The organism is Xanthomonas sp. NCPPB 1068, assembly GCF_041479385.2.
Lineage (GTDB): Bacteria > Pseudomonadota > Gammaproteobacteria > Xanthomonadales > Xanthomonadaceae > Xanthomonas > Xanthomonas cannabis.
The window spans coordinates 3999190-4015741 of sequence record NZ_CM192986.1 but is presented as its reverse complement, the minus strand read 5'-3'; the positions used below and the strand labels follow the sequence as shown (position 1 = coordinate 4015741).

At 62.3% G+C, this 16552-nt stretch carries 12 protein-coding genes; 11 read left to right on the top strand and 1 reads right to left on the bottom strand.

The annotated features are described in order from the left end of the window. Positions 1-115: 115 nt before the first annotated feature. On the top strand, positions 116-1105 hold the full coding sequence (locus ACCQ12_RS16940; RefSeq protein WP_372382308.1) for a fumarylacetoacetate hydrolase family protein: 990 nt from the start codon (positions 116-118) through the stop codon (positions 1103-1105). 43 nt (positions 1106-1148) lie between these two features. Continuing rightward, positions 1149-1811 carry a maleylacetoacetate isomerase gene (maiA, locus tag ACCQ12_RS16935; RefSeq protein ID WP_372382307.1) on the top strand — a complete coding sequence of 221 codons (663 nt, stop codon included), beginning with the start codon at positions 1149-1151 and terminating at the stop codon, positions 1809-1811. 465 nt (positions 1812-2276) lie between these two features. Here the strand turns inward: maiA and ACCQ12_RS16930 are convergent, their stop codons facing one another. Then, positions 2277-3410 (bottom strand): PilT/PilU family type 4a pilus ATPase, encoded by a 1134-nt coding sequence (locus ACCQ12_RS16930; RefSeq protein WP_039403605.1) that lies wholly within the window; start codon positions 3408-3410, stop codon positions 2277-2279. Positions 3411-3509: 99 nt separating this feature from the next. Here ACCQ12_RS16930 and ACCQ12_RS16925 point away from each other — a divergent pair, with 99 nt between their 5' ends. From ACCQ12_RS16925 to ACCQ12_RS16885, 9 genes are all read left to right on the top strand, one after another. Next, positions 3510-3893: a DUF4398 domain-containing protein gene (locus tag ACCQ12_RS16925; RefSeq protein ID WP_166744243.1), complete on the top strand. Its 384-nt coding sequence runs from the start codon at positions 3510-3512 to the stop codon at positions 3891-3893. After that, complete coding sequence (locus ACCQ12_RS16920; RefSeq protein ID WP_372382306.1) at positions 3890-4780, top strand: hypothetical protein; 891 nt, start codon at positions 3890-3892, stop codon at positions 4778-4780. The genes ACCQ12_RS16925 and ACCQ12_RS16920 overlap by 4 nt, the downstream gene beginning before the upstream one ends. Before the next feature lie 354 nt (positions 4781-5134). Next, positions 5135-5353, top strand: a complete 219-nt coding sequence (locus tag ACCQ12_RS16915) for an HP1242/YdcH family protein (protein WP_005991804.1) — start codon at positions 5135-5137, stop codon at positions 5351-5353. A gap of 231 nt (positions 5354-5584) precedes the next feature. Next, entirely contained in the window at positions 5585-6955 is a 1371-nt protein-coding gene (locus tag ACCQ12_RS16910; protein WP_039403582.1) for a pyridoxal-phosphate dependent enzyme, read from the top strand. Positions 6956-7056: 101 nt separating this feature from the next. Further along, positions 7057-8244: a cystathionine gamma-synthase gene (locus ACCQ12_RS16905; RefSeq protein WP_372382305.1), complete on the top strand. Its 1188-nt coding sequence runs from the start codon at positions 7057-7059 to the stop codon at positions 8242-8244. A gap of 58 nt (positions 8245-8302) precedes the next feature. After that, positions 8303-9121, top strand: coding sequence for an ABC transporter permease (locus ACCQ12_RS16900; protein ID WP_372382304.1), 819 nt, complete (start codon positions 8303-8305; stop codon positions 9119-9121). After that, positions 9111-10421: an ABC transporter ATP-binding protein gene (locus tag ACCQ12_RS16895; RefSeq protein WP_372382303.1), complete on the top strand. Its 1311-nt coding sequence runs from the start codon at positions 9111-9113 to the stop codon at positions 10419-10421. Before ACCQ12_RS16900 ends, ACCQ12_RS16895 begins: the two co-directional genes overlap by 11 nt. Beyond that, entirely contained in the window at positions 10418-12298 is a 1881-nt protein-coding gene (locus ACCQ12_RS16890; protein ID WP_372382302.1) for a GT99 family glycosyltransferase N-terminal domain-containing protein, read from the top strand. Before ACCQ12_RS16895 ends, ACCQ12_RS16890 begins: the two co-directional genes overlap by 4 nt. A 139-nt stretch (positions 12299-12437) precedes the next feature. After that, positions 12438-16478, top strand: coding sequence for a glycosyltransferase (locus tag ACCQ12_RS16885; RefSeq protein ID WP_372382301.1), 4041 nt, complete (start codon positions 12438-12440; stop codon positions 16476-16478). The last annotated feature ends 74 nt before the right edge of the window (positions 16479-16552 follow it).

The following is a 16552-nucleotide window of genomic DNA, read 5'->3' as shown; positions in this document are numbered from 1 at the left end:
GCGCGCTGCACAAAATTCACGTGGTGCGGTTGTGCTGCGGCTCAGTTGTTTCAGGTGTAACGGCTGCTGCAGCAGGTCGTACAATCGGCCGATCCGTCACTGCAGCAGGAAGGTCATGAAGCTAGGTTCCCTGAAAGAAGGCGGCCGCGACGGCAGCCTGATCGTGGTCTCCCGCGACCTGGGCAAGGCAGTCCGTGCCACCGGCATTGCGCCGACACTGCAGCGCGCGCTGGAAGACTGGAGCAATGTCGCGCCGCGTCTGAACGCCTTGTCGGCCTCGCTCAATGACGGCAGCGCCGACGGCGTGTTCGATCTGGATATGCAGGCCCTGGCCGCGCCGCTGCCGCGCGCCTACGAGTTCGTCGACGGGAGTGCCTACCTGCCGCACGTGGAGCGCGTACGCCGCGCGCGCAACGCCGAGGTGCCGGAGAGCTTCTACACCGACCCGCTGATGTACCAGGCCACCAGCGCCGGCTTCTACGGCCCGCGCGATGCAATCAAGGTCATCAGCGAAGAGCACGGCATCGACCTGGAAGCCGAGCTGGTGGTCATCACCGATGACGTGCCGATGGGCGCTTCGTCCGAGCAGGCGGCTGGGCACATTCAGTTGGTCGGCCTGGTCAACGACGTCTCGCTGCGCAACCTGATTCCGGCCGAGCTCGCCAAGGGCTTCGGTTTTGTGCAATCCAAGCCGCGCTCGGCGCTGTCGCCGGTGTTTGTGACCCCGGACGAGCTGGGCGATGCCTGGCGCGACAGCAAGGTGCATCTGCCGTTGGTGACCCACGTCAACGGCACCTGGTTCGGTGCGCCGGAAGCCGGCAACGACATGCAGTTCGACTTCGCCCAGCTGATCGCCCATGCCGCCAAGACCCGCCCGTTGTCGGCCGGCACGATCGTCGGCTCGGGCACGATTGCCAACCAGGACACCAGCCTGGGTGCCTCGTGTTTTGCCGAGCAGCGCGTGGTCGAGACCCTGCGCGACGGCAAGCCCAGCACGCCGTTCATGGCCTTCGGCGACGTGGTGCGGATCGAAATGTTCGCGGCCGACGGCACCAGCATCTTCGGGGCGATCGAACAGCGCGTCGAACGGCAGCCGCTGCCGTGAGCTGCGCTGCCGCGTCGCGTGACGTCGCCACCGGCGCCCGCGCATGAGCACGCCGCTGGAGCTGTTTTCGTACTGGCGCTCCAGTGCTGCCTATCGCGTGCGCATCGGCCTGCACCTGAAGGCGTTGGACTATCGTGCGCATCCGGTGCATCTGGTGCGCGGCGGTGGCGAACAGCATGCGCCGGCCTATGCGCAGCTCAATCCGCAGGAACTGGTACCCACCCTGCGGCATGGCCCGGTGGTGATCGCGCAATCGCTGGCGATCCTTGAGTATCTGGAAGATACCTTCCCCGAGACGCCTCGTCTGCTCCCGGCGGCGCCTGCCGAGCGCGCCCGCGTGCGTGCGCTGGCGCAGGTCATTGCCTGCGATGTGCATCCGCTCAACAACCTGCGCGTCATGCAGTTGCTGGAGCGCGAGTTCGCGCTGGATGCGGCGCAACGCCAGCACTGGACGCGGCACTGGATGGAGCGCGGCTTTGCCGCACTGGAACAGCAGCTGGCACGCGACCCGCTCACTGGCCGCTTCTGTCATGGCGATGTGCCAGGCCTGGCCGATGGCGTATTGATCCCGCAGCTCTACAACGCGCACCGGTTCGAGGTCGATCTGGGCCCGTATCCTACCCTGCAGCGCATCGAACAGGCCTGCCTGGCGTTACCGGCCTTCGACGCGGCACGGCCGGAAATGCAGGTGGATGCGGTGGCGTGAGGGCTGCGCATCGAGGCCCTCATCCGCCCTTCGGGCACCTTCTCCCGTGGCACGGGAGAAGGGAAAGCCGGGCGTCTGGCCCGAACCGGGCCGTTGCGATGCTGGTTGATGTTGCGACGTGAAGCCGTAGGGCCAAAGCGCCAGCGCCAAGGCACCGCACGCTCACTGGTGTCCCTTCTCCCGTGGGGCGGGAGAAGGGCAGGCCAGGCGTCTGGCCGGAACCGGGCCGTTGCGATGCTGGCTGATGTTGCGACGCAAACCCTTACGGTTCAAAGGCCAGCGCCAAGGCACCGCACGCTCACTTAGGTCCCTTCTCCCGCATGCGGGAGAAGGTGGCGCGCAGCGCCGGATGAGGGCGCTTGTCGCATCGATATCGCGAATGAGGGGCTCGTCGCAGCGTCCGCCTGACAGTTTAGGAGCCGGCAACGCGAGCGCCGCAATGACCGACCCTCGCTGCCAGACCGATCAGATGAACCCGTGACTGATCTTCGGCGAAGCCGCCGCTTCGTAATCCGCGTAAGGGTCGTGCTCGCCCGAGCCACCTTCCGACAGGCGGAATTTCAGCGCCAGGCCATCGCGTGAATCGGCCGCGCGCAGCGCCTCTTCCTGCTCGATCTCGCCGGTCTTGACCATCCGGAACAGGCATTGGTCGAAGGTCTGCATGCCTTCTTCCAGCGACTCCTCCATCGCCTGCTTGACCTCGTGCACCTGCCCGCGCCGCAGCAGGTCGCGGATCATCGGCGTGTTGAGCAGTACCTCGGTCGCCGGCCGGCGGCGTCCGTCCACGCCCTTGACCAGGCGCAGCGACACCACCGCGCGCAGGTTCAGCGCCAGATTCATCAGCACGTTCTTGTGCGCGCTCTCCGGGAAGAAATTGAGGATGCGCTCGATGGTCTGGTCGGCATTGTTGGAGTGCAGCGTGGCCAGGCACAGGTGGCCGGTTTCGGCGAACGCGATGGCCGCCTCCATGGTTTCGGCGTCCAGGATCTCGCCGATCAGGATCACGTCCGGCGCCTCGCGCATCGCGTTCTTCAGCGCGCTCTGGAAGGCGTGGGTGTCCAGGCCCACCTCGCGCTGGTTCACGATCGACATCTTGTGCTTGTGCAGATATTCGATCGGGTCCTCAATGGTGAGGATGTGCCCGGTGGTGGTGCTGTTGCGGTGGTCGATCATCGACGCCAGCGAGGTCGACTTGCCCGAGCCGGTGGACCCCACCACCAGCACCAGCCCGCGCGGGGTCATGATGACGTCCTTGAGCACCTGCGGCAGGTTGAGCTCTTCGATGCTCGGGATGCGGCTGCGGATGGCACGGATCACCATGCCCACTTCGCCGCGCTGCTTGAACACGTTGACGCGGAAGCGGCCCGCGTCGGGCAGGGCGATGGCCATGTTGAGCTCGAGCTCGCGCTCGAACTGCGGCACCTGGCCCTCGTCCATCAAGGAATAGGCGATTTTCTTGACCATTCCCGGCGGCAACCCCGTATTGCCGAGCGGGTAGAGCTTGCCTTCGATCTTGATGTACACCGGCGCGCCGGTGGTCAAGAACATGTCCGAGGCATTCTTTTCGGTCATCAGCTTCAGGAAGTAGCCGATATCCATGCGCAATGGTTCCCCAACAAACAGCAGCGTCTCGTTGCAAGTCCGCCGCAGGCTTCCGACAATGGCCGTGCTCGAGACTTCCTCGCTACGGCTCCCCTAATGACGGCTAGCTTCGCATACTTGCGGCGATCCCTGTATGGCATCGCCTGTTTCATGGTTCTTTCCTCTCCGGCCGCCGCCCAGGTGGCCCCGGAGCTCACCGCCGCCGAACAGGCCGTGCAACGCGCCACCCAGGCCGATGCCGACCAATACGCCCCGGATCTGGTCAACCTGGCACGCCAGGAATTGATGCAGGCTCAGCAGGCGCAACTGGACAAGCGCCAGCGCAAGCAGGTGCCGCAGATCGCCCTGCGCGCTGCCGCCGACGCCGATCTGGCCAAGGCCCGCAGCGAAGAGGCGGTGGTCACCGCCCAGCTGGAACAGCGCAAGCGGGAAGTGGCGCAGTTGCAGAACAGCCTCAACACCGGGGAGGGTGGCCGATGAAACTGCGCCCACTGCTCTACATCGGTGTATTGAGCCTGGCCAGCTTGCCGCCGCTGGCGATGGCGGCCAAGGACGACCCGCAGGCCGACGCGCTCAACCGGCGCCTGGCCGCGCTGCAGAACGACCCGAAGACCAGCGACCTGGCCCGCTTCGAGCGGCTGCAGGCTCAGCAAAGCGTGGCCGCACTGGCCGAGGCCAAGCGCCGCGACCGCGACGAGCTGGTGTTCCTGGCCGACCGCCGGGTCGAAATTGCCGAGCTCACCGCCCGCACCGCACTGGCGCGGCGCGAGCTGGATCGGCTGGAAGGCACCCGTAACGATCTGCTGATCGAAGCCAGCCGCCGCGATGCCTCGCGCGCGCGCCAGGAGGCCGAGCGCTTGCGCGTGCAGGCGCAGATCCAGGCCGAAGAGGCCGAGCGCATGCGTCAGGCCGCCGAACAGGAGACCCTGGCCCGGCAGGACGCCGAGCTGGCGCTCACCAGCGTGGCCGGCAAACAGACCGCCAAGCTCAATGCGGCTCAGCAGAAGGCCGTGCAGCTGGCGCACGAGGAGGCCGAACTGGTGGCCGGGGCCAAGTTGCCGGCTGCCAAGTTCGATAGCCGTGGCGAGGTCTTTTCCCTGGGTAGCGGTGCCTTCGGTGGCAAGACGGCGTTGTCCGGTGATGCGGCCGGGCAGGCCAAGGCCCTGGCCGAATACCTGAACATCGGCAAGAAGGGCCGGGTCAGCATCGTTGGCTTCGACAGCGACGCGGCCACGGCCAAGAAGCGCGCCGAGGCGGTACGCGATGCGTTGGTGGCCGGCGGGGTGGCTGCGTCGCGGTTGCAGGTCAGCGGCGCCAAGGGTGCCGCCAGCAAGACGCGGGCAGCCGAGGTCGTTGTTGCGCCCTGACGGCAAGTGGTTGGAAGTTAAGGTCTTTTAACTCCGGCATGACGCCCGGTTGAACCGCGGTCACTGATTCACGCCAAGAAACGGCGGAGCGGCCCTTTCGGCCTTGAACCCCCTGCGCGACCGGCGTAGGGTCGTACCTCCAGGCAGCAACTCCGCTGCCTGGAAAGTACGGAGGGCCGGGCCAGTGACGCAAGGGCACGCAGCGACGCAACGTGGTGGAAGAGCAGGTGGTCTCGCCAGTGCGTGTGCCGTTGTCACCTTTGCCACCGTGACTCGTGGGTCTTCCATCCCCAAGCAGCGCCCCGTGCCGCCCTCGGCCGGGGCGTTCTTGTTTTAAGTGAAGGAGGTAACGCCATGTTCGAAGGGCAACCGCAGACCGAAATCGACGCATTGATCAAGTCCGATCCCGAGTTCAAGCAGCTGTACCAACGCCACAAGCTCTTGAACAAGAAATGCATGGATGCCGAACTTGGGGTGCTCCCCATCGACGACGTGACCTTGGGCCAGATGAAACGCGAGAAGTTGCAGGCCAAAGAAAAGCTCACCCGGATGTACGACCAGCTCACGCACTGATCCTTCCCCACCGTTAGAACAAGTTCACCGTCGCGGGCGGTGGCGGCCTCCTCGTCGGCTTGCCACCGTCCGCGTCTTTATTTGGCCAGCGCCGGTTGTTGCATGTTGCCAGGGCGGTTGAGCACGCTTGTTCATGGGGGCGCGCAATCGCTTCACGCCTGAATGAGCATTCCCCGCCGGTTCGTCGGATAATGACCGGTCTAGCCCGCGCGGCGCAGCGACGATATCCCGATGGCGATTCATTCCTCCGTACTCGAACTGATTGGCAACACGCCGATCGTCAAGGCCCAGCGCCTGGACACCGGCGTCTGCGAGCTGTTCCTCAAGCTGGAGGCGAACAATCCCGGCGGATCGATCAAGGACCGCATCGGCCTGTCGATGATCGAGGCAGCTGAACAGCGCGGCGACCTGAAGCCCGGCGCCACCCTGGTGGAAGGCACCGCCGGCAATACCGGCCTGGGTCTGGCCCTGGTGGCGCAGCAGAAGGGCTACCAGCTGATCCTGGTGGTGCCGGACAAGATGAGCCGCGAGAAGATCTTCAACCTCAAGGCCATGGGCGCCAACGTGGTGCTGACCCGCTCGGACGTGGCCAAGGGCCACCCGGAGTACTACCAGGACCTGGCCGCCAAGATCGCCGCCGAGACCCCGGGCGCCTACTTCATCAACCAGTTCGGCAACCCGGACAATCCGGCCGCGCACGAATTCGGCACCGGCCCGGAAATCCTGGCGCAGATGGACGGCCAGCTGGATGCGATCGTGTTCGGCTGCGGCAGCTCCGGCACCATGACCGGCCTGTCGCGCGCCTTCGCCAGCGCCTCGCCGCACACCGAACTGGTGCTGGCCGACCCGGTCGGCTCGATCCTGACCCAGTACATCGAAGAGGGCACGGTTAGCGAAAAGTCCGGCAGTTGGCTGGTCGAAGGCATCGGCGAGGACTTCCTGCCGGATATCTCCGACTTCACGCGCGTCAAGAAGGCCTATTCCATCAGCGATGCGGAGAGCTTCCATACCGCGCGCGAGCTGTTGGCCAAGGAGGGCATCCTCGGCGGCTCGTCCACCGGCACCTTGCTGGCCGCCGCGCTGAAGTACTGCCGCGAGCAGACCACGCCCAAGCGCGTGCTGGTGTTCGTCTGCGACACCGGCAACAAGTACCTGTCGAAGATGTACAACGACTACTGGATGCTGGACAACGGCTTTTTGGAGCGCCCGCAGCACGGCGACCTGCGCGACCTGATCCTGCGTCCGTACAACAAGCGCGACACCGTCGTGGTCGGCCCGAAGGACCTGCTGACCACCGCGTACCAGCGCATGAAGCTGTACGACGTCTCGCAGTTGCCGGTGATCGACGACGGCGAGCTGGTCGGCATCGTCGACGAGAGCGACGTGCTGCTGCATGTGTATGGCGACGAGGCGCGCTTCCGCGACCCGATTTCCACTGCCATGGTCAGCAAGCTCGATCGCCTGGATGTCGCGTCGCCGATCGAAGCGCTGCTGCCGGTGTTCGACCGCGGCCAGGTTGCCATCGTCATGGACGGCAAGCAGTTCCTGGGCCTGATCACCCGTATCGACCTGCTCAACTACCTGCGCCGCCGCGTGCAGTGATCGCATGCAGTGATCAGCCAGCGCCGCGCGCCGGATGAGACGCGCGGCACCGGCCATTCAGACCTGCTTGCTACAATCCGCCACTTTTTCCGGGAACCTCCATGTCCAATCGCACCACCAATAGCCATGATGGCGAGCGCGCACTGTCGCTCGCGACGCTGGCGATCCATGGAGGGCAGTCGCCGGATCCCAGCACCGGAGCGGTGATGCCACCGATCTATGCGACGTCCACCTATGCGCAGTCCAGCCCGGGCGAGCATCAGGGCTTCGAGTACTCGCGCACCCACAACCCCACGCGCTTTGCCTATGAGCGCTGTGTCGCATCGCTGGAAGGGGGCACGCGTGCATTCGCCTTCGCCTCCGGCATGGCCGCCACCTCCACGGTGATGGAACTGCTGGATGCCGGTAGCCACGTCGTGGCGATGGACGACCTGTACGGCGGCACCTTCCGCCTGTTCGAGCGCGTGCGCCGCCGCACCGCCAGCCTGGATTTCAGCTTCGTCGATCTGACCGATGCAGCCGCATTCGAAGCCGCGATCCGCCCCGACACCAAGATGGTGTGGATCGAAACCCCGACCAACCCGATGCTCAAGCTGGTCGACATCGCCGCCATCGCTGCGATCGCGCGCAAGCACGGTCTGCTGATCGTGGTCGACAACACTTTCGCCTCGCCGATGCTGCAACGCCCGCTCAGCCTGGGCGCCGACATCGTCGTGCACTCGGCCACCAAGTACCTCAACGGTCACTCGGACATGGTGGGCGGCATCGCCGTGGTCGGCGACAACACCGAACTGGCCGAACAATTGGCGTTTCTGCAGAACTCCATCGGCGGCGTCCAGGGCCCATTCGACAGTTTCCTCGCGTTACGTGGATTGAAGACGTTGCCGCTGCGCATGCGCGCGCATTGCGAGAACGCCCTGGCGCTGGCGCAGTGGCTGGAAACTCACCCTGCGATTGAAAAGGTGATCTACCCCGGCCTGCCTTCGCACCCGCAGCACGCGCTCGCGAAAAGCCAGATGTCCGGCTTCGGCGGCATCGTCTCGATCGTCCTCAAGGGCGGTTTCGACGCGGCCAAGCGTTTCTGCGAGAAGACCGAACTGTTCACCCTGGCCGAATCGCTAGGTGGCGTGGAAAGCCTGGTGAACCATCCAGCGGTCATGACGCACGCCTCCATCCCCGTGGCCCGCCGCGACCAGCTTGGTATCAGCGATGCGCTGGTAAGGCTGAGTGTGGGGGTTGAGGATGTGGGGGATTTGCGGGGGGATCTGGAAGAGGCGTTGCGTCAATAACACCTTGTTTAGGCTCTCGTAGTGGCATGCCTGATACTCCAAAGCAAGAGACCGATTAATGCAGAAGTTTCATACATCACCATTGGTGATGTTCTCGGCGATTGCCGGGAACCGCCATCTAACATGGTCATTGGTAAAACGTGAGGTACTTGGCCGTTATCGTGGGTCGATGTTCGGAATCCTTTGGTCATTCTTCAATCCACTGCTCATGCTGCTCATCTACACGCTTGTTTTCAGCGTGGTGTTCAAGGCACGCTGGGCAGGTGGGTCAGGCAGCAAGATCGAATTCGCTATGGTCCTGTTCTCAGGATTGATGGTGTTCAACGTGTTCTCCGAATGCATAAACAGAGCACCCAGTCTCATCCTCATGAACATCAACTACGTGAAGAAGGTGGTATTTCCGCTGGAGATTCTGCCGGTCGTTTCCCTGGGTAGCGCGCTTTTCCATGGTGCAGTGAGTTTTCTGGTCTGGCTGATTTTCTACTGCGTGTTCTTCGGCATGCCCGCCGCTACAGCGTGGTTGTTCCCGATTGTTCTGCTACCCATGCTGTTCATCATGACGGGGCTCAGCTGGCTGCTTGCCTCGCTTGGCGTTTATCTGCGCGATGTCACCCAGGTGGTGATGTTGCTCACGACGGCACTAATGTTCCTGTCGCCGATTTTCTATCCGGTCTCGGCACTCCCCATGGAATATCAGCACGTCATGCAGTGGAATCCTATGACGTCAGTCATTGAAGATGTCCGGGCGGTGCTGATCCAGCGTTCGATGCCAGAATGGGGGGGCTACTCGCTTCGTCTGGCGGGTAGCATCCTGGTCGCATGGGTGGGATTTGCATGGTTCCAGAAGACCAGGGAAGGTTTCGCCGATGTCCTCTGAAGTCGCGATCTCAGTCAACAACCTAAGCAAGTCGTTCTCGATTTACGAAACTCCCCGGGATAGGCTGAAGCAATTCATCCTGCCTCGCTTGCAGCGCGCAGTCGGCATGCAGCCGCGTCGCTACTTCAGGGAGTTTCGTGCACTCGAGGACGTGAGCTTTATCCTCAACCGCGGCGAGACCGTAGGCATCATCGGACGTAACGGCGCGGGGAAGTCTACCTTGCTGCAAATCATCTGCGGCACCCTGGCTGCTAGCCACGGTAATATCGTTGTCAATGGGAGGGTGGCGGCCTTGCTGGAGTTGGGTGCCGGGTTCAATCCGGAATTCACCGGGCGGGAGAACGTCTTTCTGAATGGCGAACTGTTGGGATTGTCCTCGACCGAAATGCTGCGACGATTTCCGGAAATCGAGGAATTCGCCGGCATCGGTCAGTTCATCGACCAACCCATCAAGACCTACTCAAGTGGTATGTACGTCCGCTTGGCGTTTGCCGTGCAGGCGTGCGTGGATCCGGAGATCCTCATCGTCGATGAGGCGCTGTCCGTCGGCGACATTGGGTTTCAGTACAAGTGCTACAAGCGAATGGAGGAATTGCGCAGGAAGGGCGTGACCATCCTGATGGTCACCCATTCCACCGGAAGCATCCTTGAATACGCGGATCGTTGCATCGTGATGGACGGCGGGAAGATCCAGGCCGATACGCGTGATGTGCTCGCGGCGGTGTTGACGTACGAGAAGGGGATGATCGCGGCTCGCGAGAGCAAGCCGCTCAAAAACTTGGTGATTGGCGACGCCCTGACAGTGGGGGATCTGACTGAAATCCAGCGCTCCAGCGTCAATGAGCATGTCTCTGAGAAGCGCTTCGGTTCGGCCCGGGCGATCATCGAATCGCTGGAGATCGTGCGATCCGACGGAACTACGTTTAATGAATCACCCGTCATTCGCTCGGGCGAGGAAGTCATCTTCAGGTTCACCCTTGCTTCTTCGGAAACTATCAGTGACGTTGCTCTTGGCATATCGATCACGCGTACCCAGGGCGGGGACGTGTGGGGTGATAACAACATTCGTGCCGGTCACCCCATTACCCTCGAACGGGGGCGTCAGCGGATCGAGTTCACGGTGAAGCTTCCCATCAGTGCGGGTGATTATCTTGTGCACTGCGGTCTGGCGTGCATCGCCAACGGTACGCGCGAGGAACTTGATCAGCGTCGGCCCATGCAGAGCATCAAATTCTGGTCTGCCCGGGAGCAAGTGGGCGTTGTGTTTGCGCCGATCAAAGTCACCGGAGAGGCGCAATGATCGCCGTCTTCCTTTCTCCATACGCGTTCCGCGGCGAACCCGCGCCTTATCTCTGGGTGTTCTACAAGTTTCTGGCCAGCATCGAAGAGCCTATCTGCTTCTTGCTGTCCGCAGACTACCTCGCGGCCCCCGGCAGCCCGATCCTGGATGGGCGGGCCGAGCTTGATCCGGCTCGTGTCTCCGCACTGGGCTACGCCAAGCCGAGCGCGGAAGTACTCGCCCGCCACCACTTTGCGCTGATGGACAGCGGGCTGATGCATCAGCTCCTTCCGCGCTACGGTGGCAATCCGCTCGCGTTCTTCAAGGCGTACCTGAGCGAGAAGATTCCGGAGCTGATGCAGGAGCTGCGCGATCGCCTCGCGACGCTTCCATCGGATATCGAAGCGATCGCAACCTGGAGCAACTGCCCTTCACTGGCGGCGGTCGCGGCAGAGCGAGGGATCCCAGTTATCTACATGGAGATCGGTCCGCTCCGCAGTCCGCAATACCGCTCTACCGGTTATCTGGATTTCAGCGGTGTCAACGGAAACACTGAGGCGGAAGCCAGGAATGCAAAGGCCAACGACTTTCCCGAGATTGCCGCGACCATCGATGACCTGCGCCGCGGGTTTGCGTTGCAGCAACTGGAACGCAAACCGAAGGGCCACATGCTGGGAGTCGTGCTGCAGGTGGAGGACGACTCCAATTTGCTCAGTTTCAACAACGGATACGATAACATCGGACTCATCACTCGTGCGCTAATCGAGGGGAGCGAGGACCAGTTGCTGATCAGGGCCCACCCTGGCAGCCGTTTTGATCTCAAGCCGGGCAAAGCAGCGCGCGACCTTTCGCCTTCGGTGGTGGCATTCCTCGGGGAATGCCGGAAGGTGTTGAGCATCAATTCCAGTGTGGGTCTTGAGGCTATTCTCTTCGACGTACCTGTCGACGTTTTTGGAGAGGCCTCTTATCGCTATGTCGCCGAGGAAAGTGATCCAATCCAGCGACTGCGTAAGCTTTCCTTCTATCTGTTTGCTTATCTCGTCCCGTTTGATCTGATGTTCTCGTCCAGCTACATCCGGTTCCGGTTGGATAAGCCGACAGAATCGCAGATCGTTGCCCGGCATCTAGAGGGTTATGGAGTCAGCACGGTGGCGGAGCTGTTATCTCAAGGCGGCTCGCATGCGTCGCCCACCGGCATTCTCCGTGCCATGTCGGAGAACATCGATGGAGTAGCGGTGGAACCTGTGGTCGACGACCTGCAGGCCAAACAGGCGTGTCTGAAGCTCTACTACCGCGACGCCGATGACCACTACCAGGAAGAATTCTCGCGAAACGGGGTGGCCATCAGAAGCGACGGTTTCTCGCAGCGCATACGTTTCACATTGCCTGCGGGGCTGAAGCCGGAGTTCGTGCGGTTCGACCCAGGTTCGGATGAAGGAACGTACGAGCTTGCCGAGGTGCGCTGGGGCTGGAAGCAGTCAGCGGATGACGCCGCACTGTTTCCACTGTTCGATCTGTCCAATCGGCTGGTCGCGTTCAACGGCATCAGAGTAGACGCAGGCGACAAGGTCAAGCTGCTTTCAGCGAACGGGCACCCCTTCTTCGAGCTGTCCGTGGGTGACCTTTGGGCGTCGGACCATGTTGCGGGCGAGGGAGCTGGAGTCGTCGAACTGTGCTTCACCCACCACAGTTCCCAGTTTGAAACGTTATTGGAGGCGCTACGCCAGGGCGAGCGCCTTGCCCGCGTAGAGTCGCACGACACCTCCGAACGCCTCCGTGAAGCGATGAAGCTGCTGGACAGTGTCAACAAGAGCAGTGGCATGCAGCTCCAGCTTATGGAGCGGCTGCTGGATGCAATGGCCTCACTGTCTCACAAGCTTGGGAAGGAAATGAATTGAGCGGAACGATGGGGCGCAATGTGTCATCGCTCGTCGACTTCCTGCGCAACCGCCGCACTTTGGTCGAAGATCAAATGGTGAGACAAGTGAAGGGCCACTTTAGTAGTGGTAGTAGAAGCAGTATCCAGGGGATTTCTAAATGCGGTTGATCAAGGAAATGAAGCGAGGCGTGCAGAAGTATTTGTGGCGCGCGATGCCGGTTGTGCGGCGTCGCGCGGCTAGCGTGCCCCTGCTGCGAAAGATCTACTTTGGCTCGCGCCATGTGGCGTGGCGCGCCAAGTGCACCTTCCATCTCGTCATGGGATTGATGCGCAGCTCAAGCATCGAGTACGAAGGCGTGCGCGCGAGCGGCCTGTTCCATGATGACTGGTACGCCGAGCGTTACGCGAACCATCTTGCTGGCGTGACCGACTATCTGGCGCACTTCATGAAGGAAGGCGCCGACAAGGGATTCTGGCCGAATCCGCTTTTCGATCCTGAGTGGTATGCGCGCAGCAGTTCTGACGTCGCGCGGCTGCATATCAACCCGCTTGCGCACTACATCTATTACGGCGCGTCCGAAGGACGCCGGCCGGTTCCGCTGTTCGACACGGCGTTCTATCTAGGCGCGTATCCGGATGTTGCTGAGTCAGGGATGAATCCCCTGGCCCACTTCCTGGCCCACGGCGCGCGTGAGTTACGTGACCCGCATCCCTTGTTCTCGACGCAGTGGTACATATCCAACTACCAGGACGTGGCACTGGCAGGGCTCAATCCGCTGGTTCACTACATGGCGTCGGGCGCCTATGAAGGGCGCGACCCGAACCAGTTCTTCAACAGTGCGTGGTACCTGTCCAAATACCAGGATGTGGCGCGTGCCAAGAAGAACCCCCTGGAGCACTACGCGTTTAGCGGCTATCTCGAAGGGCGCCAGCCCGGCCCAGCGTTCGACACCCGGCGTTATCTTGCCGACCACCCCGATGTTGCCGTGGCGGGCATGGACCCGTTGCTGCATTATCTGCGTATTGGTCGTGCCGAGAGTCGCGCGCAGCCGCTACGACTGATGACTGTTGACGATGTCGCGCCATCGCGCGAGCCCGCGCATGAGGTGGATGTATCGCGTCGGATGATTGACGTGATTATCCCGGTTTACCGTGGCATTGAAGAAACATCGCGTTGCATCGAGAGTTACGTTGCTGCAAGTGCAAGCAACAGCACTCCGGCCCGGCTGGTCGTCATCAATGACTGTTCTCCGGATCCTCAGATGCATGTCTATCTTGAGGAGGCCGCGGCCAGGTTCGGGTTCCTGCTGCTCAAAAATGAGGTTAACCTCGGGTTTGTCGGGACGGCTAATCGGGGCATGGCACTCGGTCTTGAGAATGACGTCCTGCTGCTCAACAGCGATACTGAGGTGGCCAACGACTGGCTCGATCGAATCGTCGCGCATGCCGATCTGGATCCGCGCGTCGCGACGGTCACCCCGCTGTCCAACAACGCGACCATCTGCAGCTACCCGGAGTTTTCCGGGCGGCGGAAGCTGCCGGCGGGCGTCTCCGTGAAGGAAATGGATCAGGTCTGCGCCGACGCGAATCGCGGGCGGAGTGTCTCCATCCCGACCGGCGTCGGCTACTGCATGCTTGTCAAGCGCGCATGCCTTGATGAGATCGGACTCTTCGATGAGGACGCGTTCGGCAAAGGCTACGGCGAAGAAAACGACCTCTGCATGCGCGCCATGGAAAACGGCTGGAAGAACATCCTAGCGATGGATACGTTTGTGTTTCACGCCGGCGAGGTGAGCTTTGCCGCCGGGGCGGCCGCTGGCAAGCAGGCTGGCGCCACGGCGTTGCTGCGCAAGCATCCCCGTTACAATCTCGAGGTTGGGAGCCACGTCGCAGAAGATCCGGGTCGTGTGTATCGTCTCGCCATCACGGCGCAGCTCTGGAAGGTGCAGAGGGCGAAGGTGATGCTGCTGGTGAGCCATGGGCTCGGCGGTGGCACCGAGCGGCACGTGCAGGAACTGACCAAGCGCTATGCGAAGGACTACAAGATTTTGACTATGCGGCCATCGGCGATCTCGTCTTCGTCAGGGATCGCGCTACGGGCGTGGGACGACTACAGCGACATCACGGTCGATTTTGCGTTCTCAAACGGGGATGAGCTGGCTGCGCTGCTTGTCGTGTTCCCCGTGACGGCGGTGCACGTGCATCATCTTTACGGCTACGGGCCAGAGGTCGAGCAGGCGCTGGTTGCGCTGGGTGTCCCATTTGACTTTACCGCCCACGACTATTTTACGGTCTGCCCCCAGATCAACCTGTCCAGCGACGGTGTCTCGTACTGCGGAGAGCCCGATCCGGCCGGATGCAACGCATGCATTCTGCGCAACGACAGGCGCGGCGTAGGCGATATCCGCTCGTGGCGACTTCGTTACGAATGGGTACTTCGCGATGCGCGCCGCGTCATCGCGCCCAGCATCGACGCGGCGGAACGCATCAGGGGCTACGCGCCGGATGCGAATGTGACGGTTGTTCATCATGAAGAGACGCCGCAGAAGTGGCGTCACGCACGCCCGCAGCGCTGCTTGGGCGCGCAGGATGTGCTCCGGGTCGGCGTCATCGGCGTACTTGCCCGGCACAAGGGGCGTGAACTGCTGATCAATGCGGCGATCATCTCCCTGGAGCGGAACCTACCCATCGAGTTCATCGTCATCGGTGACCCGCAGGGAGAGCTTCCGCCTTCGACCGTGGCGGCGGTCCGGACGACCGGGCGGTACCTTGAGGATGAGCTTGCCTCTATTCTGGACAGCGAGAAGCCTGACGTACTGCTTTTCGCATCGCGTTGGCCAGAGACCTATAGTTATACGCTCAGTGCCGGTCTCGAGGCAGGATTGCCCGTCATCGTGCCTGACATCGGGGCGTTCTCCGAGCGCGTCAGCGGGCGCCCCTGGTCGTTCGTGATTCCTGCAGATGTTGCGCCTGACGCGCTTGTGACGCGGCTTCTGGCACTCCGTGACGTTCTCGGTGAGAACACCCACACCGAGACACTGCTTCCCGAACGAACGGCATTGATCCCCACGTCTGGACCTGACGCGGGCTATTCGCAGGAAGCGATGCAGCGCCTGCCGGTGCCTCAGCCACGACCGCTCGGCGATCGGTTGCGCATCGTGGTGGTGATGGAGATTGGGCACGACATACCTAGCCCATGTGCCCACATTCGCCTGATGGCTTTCTTCGACGCAATGCAGGCTCGAGGGCAGGCGTGGGTTCGCTATGTCCGGGCAAGGGACGTAGTCCGCTATCGAGCTGACGTCATCGTGACCCACCGGACCGCCGTAACCACGTTGGCTGAAGCGGAAGCGCTTTCCGCGTACGCCGCCCGGCACAAAATTCCTCTGATCTACGATCTGGACGACAACCTAACTGCCTTGGATCCGCACGCGGAAAATGGCAGATACCAACCGCTTCTGGCCGTGGTGCATCACTTCAGCGCAAGCGCGGATGTCATCTGGGCATCCACACCTGCACTGTGCAGTGAGCTCCAGGCGGCGGGCGCCTCCAACGTGGAGGTTCACCGCAATGCGCTGGATCCCACTGTATGGGAAGCCGCCCTGAAGCGGTCGCCGACGTCAGGCCTGTCCGATCCGGTCCGTATCCTCTACATGGGAACCATGACGCACAACGACGACCTTATGATGGTCTCGGACGGACTGAAGGAGCTTAAGAACAAGCACGGCGGCGGTGTGGATATCTCTCTGATCGGGGTTAAGGAGGGCGCGGTGACCCGGGAGTGGTATTCGGCCCTTGCCGTTCCCCCATCTGTGGGCGGCTCGTATCCGGCGTTCGCGTCCTGGATCGGTTCAATCACGCCGTTCGACATTGGCATCTCGCCTTTGCGCGATACTCGATTCAATAGAAGCAAGAGCGAGATCAAGGTGCTCGATTACGCTGCCCTGGGCTTGGCGCCCGTGGTATCGGATCTAGAGCCCTACCGGTCGACCGTCACCCATGGGGTCAACGGCATGCTGGTGGCTGAACAGTCCAGCGACTGGTTCGAGGCCTTGGACCGCCTGGTTTCCAACCGGGATCTGCGCCACCAGATGGCGGTTGCCGCAAGAGCCATCGATTTCGGTGGCGATTTCGACAGGGCCGTCGCTGATCGCTTTGCATCGATGCGCAGGGCGGTGGAAGCCCATACATCCGGGTAGGCGTGGATCCGCCGCCCCAAAAAAGAGCCGGCTGTCGCCGGCTCCCTATTCTTCCTTAGCGGCAGTGTTCGTAC

Coding starts and splice junctions, on each gene's coding strand:
- ACCQ12_RS16920 (WP_372382306.1), top strand. CDS start 3,890: ATGAAACTGCGCCCACTGCTCTACATCGGTGTATTGAGCCTGGCCAGC.
- ACCQ12_RS16910 (WP_039403582.1), top strand. CDS start 5,585: ATGGCGATTCATTCCTCCGTACTCGAACTGATTGGCAACACGCCGATC.
- ACCQ12_RS16940 (WP_372382308.1), top strand. CDS start 116: ATGAAGCTAGGTTCCCTGAAAGAAGGCGGCCGCGACGGCAGCCTGATC.
- ACCQ12_RS16885 (WP_372382301.1), top strand. CDS start 12,438: ATGCGGTTGATCAAGGAAATGAAGCGAGGCGTGCAGAAGTATTTGTGG.
- maiA (WP_372382307.1), top strand. CDS start 1,149: ATGAGCACGCCGCTGGAGCTGTTTTCGTACTGGCGCTCCAGTGCTGCC.
- ACCQ12_RS16925 (WP_166744243.1), top strand. CDS start 3,510: ATGACGGCTAGCTTCGCATACTTGCGGCGATCCCTGTATGGCATCGCC.
- ACCQ12_RS16915 (WP_005991804.1), top strand. CDS start 5,135: ATGTTCGAAGGGCAACCGCAGACCGAAATCGACGCATTGATCAAGTCC.
- ACCQ12_RS16890 (WP_372382302.1), top strand. CDS start 10,418: ATGATCGCCGTCTTCCTTTCTCCATACGCGTTCCGCGGCGAACCCGCG.
- ACCQ12_RS16905 (WP_372382305.1), top strand. CDS start 7,057: ATGTCCAATCGCACCACCAATAGCCATGATGGCGAGCGCGCACTGTCG.
- ACCQ12_RS16900 (WP_372382304.1), top strand. CDS start 8,303: ATGCAGAAGTTTCATACATCACCATTGGTGATGTTCTCGGCGATTGCC.
- ACCQ12_RS16895 (WP_372382303.1), top strand. CDS start 9,111: ATGTCCTCTGAAGTCGCGATCTCAGTCAACAACCTAAGCAAGTCGTTC.
- ACCQ12_RS16930 (WP_039403605.1), bottom strand. CDS start 3,410: ATGGATATCGGCTACTTCCTGAAGCTGATGACCGAAAAGAATGCCTCG.